This is a genomic window from Rhizobium glycinendophyticum, from assembly GCF_006443685.1.
Lineage (GTDB): Bacteria > Pseudomonadota > Alphaproteobacteria > Rhizobiales > Rhizobiaceae > Allorhizobium > Allorhizobium glycinendophyticum.
The window spans coordinates 142,033-150,680 of sequence record NZ_VFYP01000006.1; the positions used below are offsets into that span (position 1 = coordinate 142,033).

At 61.6% G+C, this 8,648-nt stretch carries 5 protein-coding genes; all 5 read right to left on the minus strand.

Annotation, left to right across the window (positions count from 1 at the left end):
- Positions 1–375: 375 nt before the first annotated feature.
- Positions 376–5,466 (minus strand): DEAD/DEAH box helicase family protein, encoded by a 5,091-nt coding sequence (locus FJQ55_RS21795; protein ID WP_140831971.1) that lies wholly within the window; start codon positions 5,464–5,466, stop codon positions 376–378.
- Between the two features lie 102 nt (positions 5,467–5,568).
- Complete coding sequence (locus tag FJQ55_RS21800) at positions 5,569–5,970, minus strand: DUF3085 domain-containing protein (RefSeq protein ID WP_140831973.1); 402 nt, start codon at positions 5,968–5,970, stop codon at positions 5,569–5,571.
- A 13-nt stretch (positions 5,971–5,983) separates the two neighbouring features.
- On the minus strand, positions 5,984–6,589 hold the full coding sequence (locus FJQ55_RS21805; RefSeq protein WP_140831975.1) for a DUF1419 domain-containing protein: 606 nt from the start codon (positions 6,587–6,589) through the stop codon (positions 5,984–5,986).
- Between the two features lie 139 nt (positions 6,590–6,728).
- Positions 6,729–7,694: a DUF3991 and TOPRIM domain-containing protein gene (locus tag FJQ55_RS21810; RefSeq protein ID WP_140831977.1), complete on the minus strand. Its 966-nt coding sequence runs from the start codon at positions 7,692–7,694 to the stop codon at positions 6,729–6,731.
- 215 nt (positions 7,695–7,909) lie between these two features.
- Entirely contained in the window at positions 7,910–8,086 is a 177-nt protein-coding gene (locus FJQ55_RS23505) for a hypothetical protein (RefSeq protein WP_025419229.1), read from the minus strand.
- Between the last annotated feature and the right edge of the window lie 562 nt (positions 8,087–8,648).

Genomic DNA, 8,648 nt, shown 5'->3' on the forward strand with positions numbered 1-8,648 from the left:
CGGGCAACAACGCGTGGCGTGCCGATCGACACCGATCTCGCCTTCCTAACGTTGCTCGAGGAATGGATCGGGGGAGAAATCGATATGAGGACCATGCGCGAACGGTACCTTGCTATAATTGCGCTTCGATCTGCCGAGAGGCGGGACCCGCGCAATAGCCTCTCCGGCATAAGTCCTTCGGAATCATCGTACGAGGCGAACGATGAATAAAAAAATGGGCCTGCGGAAAACCGCGGCCCATGAAGTGTGGAGATTTACAACCTCCAGAGGGGAACAGCTGCTGCGACGGAACTGGGAGGTGACCGTCATATGCATCAGCTGAAGGCGTTATGCCTGAATTTTGACCAGGTGGAAAACATTTATTGTGCAACACAGCTATGCAGCCGCTGCGCTGGTCTCGTCGGCCAGATCCTCCGCCAGCTGGGCCTCGATTTCGCGCAGCTTCAGCCGCTTTTCCTTGAGGTCGTCTGCGAAGGCGAAAGCCCCTCCGTCTCGGGAACGGTAGGACACCAGTCGCCGCTCGGCGTCTCCAAGCCGCCGACGATACTGGTGCTGTTCCTCATCGAAGCCGCTGAGAGCATGCTCCAGCCGCGAGATGGCGCCGAGCGGCGTCACTGTGATCGCCAGATCGATCTCGTAATCTGCGCCGGTGCGTTGAAGCAGTGTTTCGTAGCGATAGCCATCGCCCCTGCCGAAACGTTCGCCCTCGTAGACGAGATCAAAGCCGCCAATCGTCGCCAGGTGGACCTCGCCTTCTTGCTGCAATTGCAGAAGTGTGAGGATCTCCTTCATCAGCGCGCGGCCCGCCTCCTTGCGCTCGGTATAATCTTGTCCAAGAACCACCATCGTAAAGGCATCGCCGCCTGTCGACTTAAGCCGCACGATATCCTGACCGATCTCGGCGATACGCCTCGTCGAGACCTCCATCTCACGCTCGGCATCGCGCATCTGCCGACGGACGGCATATTGATCGTCTTCGTGGGCGGCCCGCAAGCGTTCGAGCCGAGCAATATCGGCTTCCAGCCCAGCCTTCTGCATCAGCCGCTCGTCGCCCGACGCAATGGCCTTGGCCATGGCGAACTGGTTGGCGGCGCCTTCACCGATATCCTCCAATCGCCGGATCGAGGTATCGCCGGATAGGGCGGCAGCAATGAACCTCGCCTTGCGCTCGTTGTTCTGCCACATTGAGGCGTCCAGCGAGCCTTCCGTGGCGTAGGCGAAGATATCGACCTCGTCGTGCTGGTTGCCCTGACGGACGATCCGTCCCTCGCGCTGTTCGATCTGCGACGGCAGCCACGGCACGTCGAGATGGTGGAGCGCTTTGAGCCGAAGCTGGGCGTTGACGCCGGTGCCCATGGTCTCCGACGAACCGATCAGGAAGCGCACCTTGCCGGCGCGAACATCGCCGAACAGCCGCTGCTTGGCTTCGGTCTTCTTGTAATCCTGCATGAAGGCGATCTGCGATGCCGGCACGCCAAGCCGGACCAGCTCGTCGCGGATGAAGCGATAGGCCGAGAAGCCGCGGGTCTTCTCGACATTGATCGTGCCGAGATCGGAAAAGATCATCTGTGCCGCACCCGGCAGATCGAAGTCCTTGCCATCCGGGCGGCGATAGATTGCTTCACCCGTTTCCTTCCAGATCCGGTGGGCATTGCGGATGAGCAGATTGAGCTTGTTGTCTTCCTCATTCCCGGCCGCCGGCATGACAAAGCGCAGGTCGATCGCCGCATGGCGCCCATCGGTGATGACCGAAAGCAGGATGTCGTCACCCGGCTTGGCTGGCCCCTCGCGCTTTTCGATCGCCTTGATCCGCGCATCGAGCATCTGCTGATAGGTCTTGAACAGAGCCGTGGGCTTCGCCGTCAGGATCTGCCGACGCCCGGTGGAGACGTTCGGGACCTTCACATACTGCCTAAGATCCTCCGGCATCACGACATCGGCGAACGAGCGGAACATGGCGATCAGTTCGGGCACGTTGACGAAGGAGGCAAAGCGGCTGACCGGCTTGTATTTGCCGGATGGCTGGACTTCGAGTTCGGTCGTGGTATCGCCGAAGCAGGAGGCCCAGGCGTCGAACTCATGCAGTCCTCGCTCTGCGAGTGCGGCATGGCCGAGGAGCCGCTGGATCGAGAACATCTCGCCGAGCGTATTGGTGATTGGCGTGCCGGAGGCAAGAACCAGCGCCCGGCCGGGATTCTTCGTCTCGATATAGCGGGACTTCACATAGAGATCCCAGGCCCGCTGTGAGCCGTTGGGATCGATGCCCTTGAGCGTCGACATGTTGGTGGCGAAGGATAGCTTGCGAAATTCCTGCGCCTCATCGACGACGATCTGGTCGACACCGATCTCGGAAATGGTCAGAAGATCGTCCTTGCGGGTCGCGAGACCCAGCAAACGTTCTTCCAGTCCCTCCTTCAGCCGTTCGAGGCGCTTGCGCGAGACGCGGTCCTCGCTTTCGACCTTGGTCAGCAGATCCTCGTAGAGCTCCAGTTCATCCTGGATCATCCGTTGCTCAAAGGAAAATGGCACAGCGATGAAGCGAAACGCCGAATGCGTAATGATGATCGCGTCCCAGGTGGCGGTCGCCGCGCGCGACAGGAACCGGGCGCGCTTGTCCTTAGTAAAATTGGTCTCGTCGGCGACCAGGATCCGCGCGTTCGGATAGAGCGCCAGAAACTCACGGGCCGCTTGCGCCAGGCAATGGCCGGGTACGACCAGCATTGCCTTGGCGATCAGGCCGAGCCGGCGCTGTTCCATGATCGCTGCGGCCATCGTCATCGTCTTGCCGGCGCCGACGGCGTGGGCAAGGTAGGTCGAGCCATCGGCAATGATCCGCCAGATGCCGCGCTTCTGGTGCCCATACAAAGTAAAGGCGCCTGAGGCGCCGGGAAGTTTGAGGTGGGAGCCGTCGAATTTGCGCGGCGCGATATTGTTGAAGCGATTATTGTAATCACGGGCCAGCCGGTCGGTGCGGTCGGGATCGGTCCACACCCAGTCCTGGAAGGCTTGCTTGATCCGCTGCAGCTTGTCACGGGCTGCCTCGGTGTCGACGACATTGAGAACCCGACGCTCGCCGCCGGCATCTTTGAACACGTCGAAGATCTGCGGGACCCGGCTGTTGAGCGCATCTGCGAGCAATTCCCCGGCATGGCGGCGGCTGGTGCCCCATTCGGACGTGCCGGCTGCCGAATAACCAAGCTGTCGGGCCTCAACTGTCCAGGAGCCGAGTTCCGGCATATGGTGGATGCGGATATCGGCCTCGATCTTTTCTTTCACGAAGGCCACGACGTCGGAAGCCGGGATCCAGGGTGCGCCGAGACGGGCTGTGATATCCGATGGCCGCAGGTCGGTTGGCTGGACATCCTGAAGCGCGCGGACATTGCGCTCGTAGACCGGATCAAGGTCTGCCGCTGCCTGCGCATTAGCCAGCTTGGTGCGGACCGATCCGGAGAGATAGGCATCAGCCGTCTTCCAGGACCCATCAGCCGGATCGCGAAACACCTCGTCGCCGAGATCGGCAATAACGGTGGAAATGTCGAGATGCAGCAGTTCGGCGATATGATCGAGATCGACATGGCCGCGTTCGTTGAGTACGACCGCCAGCGCATCAGCCGCACTGGTGATGACAGGCGACATCGGCGGAGCGATCACACGGGTAGCGAAGATCGGACCCGGCTTCGCCGTGTCGGTCTCCAGGTCATAGTCTTCGATCGACGCCACCAGCCAGCAATCGGGGTCGTCGCGGAAGGGCGCGAGGTTCGGCTGGCGATGGGTCTCCTTCACCTCGCCGGTCTCGGCATCCTCCTGGATGGAGACGGTCGTGTGGTTGATCGGTCCGAAGTCGCGTACGAAACTCGACCAGGCGATGCGAAGCCGGACCTGAAGATCGCGCCATGGCCGGTCCTGTTCCTGCGCCTTCAGCACCTCGCGCACGGCATCGCGGATCGGGATCAGCTTCGAGATGATCCGGATATGCTTCTCAGACATCCCGTCACCCGTGCGGCCCTTACGCATGGTGATCGGCAAGGCCGAGCCATCGAGCATCTGCATTAGCCCCTTCGACCGATCGAGGAAGAAGCTGTCTTCGCGGATAGCACTGTCCCTCGGCTGCAGATCGACGATCTCCCCGAGTTCGTCCTCCAGGTCGATATCGATGGGTGTCGGCTCGCCGTCATACAGGCCCTCTGGAAGAAGGGAGACTAGCGCTTTCAAGGCAGTTTCGAGATGTTCACCGACGTGGGGACGACAGGTATAACTCTCGCCATATGGCCCTGAGGTCAGGGCGTGCTGACCAAGAACGAATTCCGGGTTGCGGGCAAACCAGCGGTTGACGCGGATCGCACCCTCGTCGGCTGATGCGGGCCGGACCTCCTCCAGATCGAGCCAGGAGACTTCACCCTCTGGTTCGCCAACCTTGCGCTTGCGGAAGAAGAGGATGTCGACGACGACATCCGTGCCGGCGTCACGACGCAAGCTGCCCTCGGGCAAACGGATGGCGGCGATCAGATCGGCGGATCTGGCGATATGCTCCCGCGCCGTCCCATTGGCCTTGTCCATCGTGCCATGTGAGGTGACGAAGGCGGCGAGCGCACCGGGCTTCAAGAGGTCGATGGAGCGGGCAATGAAATAGTCGTGCAGGCGCAGGCCGAGCGGCCGATAGGCGCGGTCCGAGCGGACGGTGCGATCGGAAAAGGGTGGGTTGCCGATGGCGAGATCGTAGATTGGCGCCAAGTCTGTGCGGGCGAAGTCACCATTGATGATCCGCGCTCTAGGCTGCAGCAGGCTGGCGATACGGGCAGTAACCGGATCAAGCTCGATCCCGGTCACATAAGCCGCGTCGCGATAGGCTTCCGGCATCAGAGCGGGGAACAGGCCCGTGCCGATACCCGGTTCCAGCACACGACCACCACGCCAGCCAAGCCTCTGGATGCCCGCCCAGATCGCCCGGATGATGAACTCCGGCGTGAAATGCGCGTACTGTGTGCAGCGGGCGAGCGACGCATAGTCGGCTTCGGAGACCGCGGTCTCAAGCGATGAGCCGAGATCGTCCCAGCCCTGCCGGAAATCCACCTCGCCCGGACGGCGGAACATCCCGTTGGCCAGTTCGCCGGCGCCAAAGCCGGTGAAACGGATCAGTTGCGCCTGCTCCTTGGGCGTGGCCGGCCGGTCCTGCTTCGAGATCTTATTGGCAACGAGGATCGCCGCAACATTGGCACGGGCACGATCCTTCCAGGACGAAGGTAAACCGCGGTCGCCCTCAAGGTAGAAGTTTGCCCGAAGGCCGGCGCGCCGGGCAGGTGCAGCTGTAATTGGCAGAGCAGGCGCTGGGGCCGGCGGCATGGGATCCGGATCGTCGTCATTGGCGGCGTCAGGCAAGAAGCTGCCGCAGGCGGTGACGCCGAGCCCGAGGCCGGACGACAATGCGGTGTTGCCGAACATGTCGAGCGTGAAAGGATCGTTGCTCATGATAAAATCTCCATGTGAAAGCGCGCGTCATCGTTCCGCCAGTGGAATTCGGCGGCGAACGGACGCTGATTGATGTTAAAAATCCCGCTGCGAGCCGGGACGTTACGACCACTCGATGACAAAGAGCTCCATCGAGTCGGCGTCGAAGGTGATGCCGAGATACCTGGCATTTGGAGCGGCGGCGATCATCGCCTCCAGCTGGTCGGCGTCGATGAATTCGACCCCGTCATCGCCGCCGAATGTCTTGCGCTTCACCTCGAACCAGTCGTCGTTCGTGCGAGGATCGCATTCGAGGGCATAAGCGATGAAGGGCTTTGCGCCGTCCGGCAGTTTGCCATTCGAGCACAGGTACACGCCGTGATCACCGACCAGCCAGACGCCCGGCTGCTCGTCGCGACCGGGATGGAGACCGTAGTGCGGATTGTGAAAGCCGCCATTGGCTTCCGCGTCGGCGCGTCCGCGGGCAATCACTGCCTGCACGGAGTCGATCGGAAAGGAGAGCATGACTCGGCCTGCCTCACGCTGCCAAGGCGTCCGGAAGATGACGCAGCTGCACCGGCAGCTTGCTGGCGATCTCGTCGTCGGTCAGGTCGTCGAGAAGCTTCAATCTTGATGATCCGGAGGCGCTGAAGAGAGTGATGGCGCGGTGGCTCTGAGGATGGTCCGCGGCGGCTTCGTCGGAGTAGCCACGGTAGGCGTCCGCCGTGGCGCTCCAGATGTGCTCAATCCGCTCGTCCCGCGTCATCCCCCTCACGGGGCGCGTTTCTCGTTCGATGATAGCCAGCCGCATGGCTTCCACCGACCCAGCCTCGGAAAGATCGCAATAGCCATGGAAGAAACGGATGGTCCTGTCGATCCGCAACGCGAAGAACACCGATGTGACGGACCCGGTCAGGAATTCGCGCATTGCGAACATCGAGCCTCGGATCCACAGCGGCGGCAGGATCTCGAACATGTAGTCATGTTCACGCTCGGTGATTTCAAACCACTCGCCGGCATAAAGCGAGCTCACATCACCCTCGAAACGGTTTGGACGCTGTGCGTGCCGATCGAACATTCGGAACATCTGATGGCGCTCAGTGATGCCCTGGTAGACTTTACGGATTGCGGAAGGGGTGTTCATTGGCGGCTCCTTTGGCCCTGTCCGAACCGAAGCGCGGCGCTGCCCTGCCTCACCATCCTCTTCAGTCCTTCATGACCCCTCCCCTCACGCCGCCTCTCCGTCCGGACGGGTCAAGGGTCGCTGTCAAGCGGGCGAAGCTTCACCCTTGACGCGTCCGACGGGCATGCGGCAAGCCTCTCCTCCCCGCCCTCGCTCTCCCTTCCTTCTTTTCTTCTTCCCGCGCTTTCAGCGCGTCATTCCAGTCCTCGGCCGGCGGTGTCAGTCTCAGCCAGTCACAGCCCGCTTCGTCGGCAATGTCACGAAGCCGGTCGGCAAAGATCTCGCCCTGGCTATTGGCGTCCGTCGCCGCGACCAGAACAGCGTCGCGACGCGCGGCCAGCCTGCGGACCGCGGCGTCCGTCATCGGCGACCATCCACCGCCGGTACTGAGGTAGAGGCTGCCCTCACGCAGCCCCTCGAATGCCGCAAGGCTCATAGCGTCGATCGCCGCCTCGGTGACGCAAAGACGCAGGGCGTCTTTGGCACCGAGCCGGAACAGCACTTTCGAACCCCCTGTCGAAAATCCGCGCCAGTCCGAGCCTCGCTCCTCCCAGCCGGTGACAGCACCATCGTCATCGACATGTGCGGCCCACATGCTGCCGTAGGGGCCTTCCCGGAGAACATCGCTGCGGATGGCGTCCCGGATGATCGTTACCGGGAGGCAGCGCTCGCTGCGCAGATAACGCCATGTCATCGACCCTTGCCAAGGGCGACGTCGTTCTGCCCAGCGTTCGGTGACCGAAGTGCGATCACCGGATTTCTCCGCCGGGCGAGACCAGACAGGATCCCTGGCGACGATGCCGACAAGAGCGGCCACCCGGTCGAGCGCCTCAACGAAGGTCACGCCGTCCAAATGCTCCGCCAGACCGAAGACATCGCCTTTTGCGTCGGACAGCGGATCGAACCATCCCCGCCCGCCATGGATGACGATGACGATTTCCGCATCGCGTCTGTACTTCAACGCTTTGACGGTGCTTTCCTTGACGTCGATGGCAAAACCGGCCTGTTCCAGCACTGCCGCGCACGGGACGCGGTCCCGAAGTTCCTCCAGTTTCTGTTTTTCCATTATTTTTCTCGGTGCTTGGCGCCGCCCTTCTCTCCAGATTCATGTCTCCCGCAATTTGCGGGACCGTTTCCGGCGGCCGCGAAGAGCAAAGGGGGCAAGGGCGCGGCTGGCAATCTGCAGATTTGCATTCCGCTCCGGATGACCTGCCAGCAGCGGCGCAGCTTCCCTTGCCGCCTGCCGCGCGCAAGCGGCATCAAGGAGCGGAGAATGCCGGCTCAATGAGCCGGCCAGGGATGGAATTCATGCACGATCTCCAGATCGTCTTCATCGTCGAGTTCGTCGCTCGGCAGAACGCCGAACTCGTCGCCGGACCTGAACAGTGTGACCGGAACCATGAGGGTGCGGGAAAGCTGGAAGGCGTGGTTCTGCGCAAGAGAAAGATCGGTGTTCATCTGAGGCTCCATCTTTGGAGCGGGCCATTCCCGCTCGATGGCTCCCGTCAGTGTCCGGAACCGGTCGCGATCACCGCGAAGGCAAAGCCGAAGCGGCCGCAGCTTGCTAGCGGACCCCGTCAGCGGGTTGATCGACGGAGATCCGGGGCCGGACCAGGAAGCCATCCATCAAGAGCGGGATTGGGACGCCTCGATGGACCTGCCTCCGACAAACAACGATCGTGCTGATGCGGAACTTTTTGTAGCCCTCGAGTACCTGATGCTATCTTCTTTTCGATCCGGTCATCAGGTCAGGCTCGATGCTCATCACTGCTGGAGGCGGATCACAGACGACGTGAGGCCGCAAATGCTGGACGTCTGCGATTGTGAGCCATGCGGAGCCGCCTCTTGAAAAGCCGACGCGTAACCGATATATATTTAGCATAGTCGAGAGCGCTGATCCGTCGGTGCGTTGAACGATTGTTTCACTCGGCTTACCGAATTGGAGCGGACCGCATGCGGTCCGCTTTTTCGTTTCAGGGGGATTCGTTGCATCTACTGTATCTCGACGAGTCTGGTCACT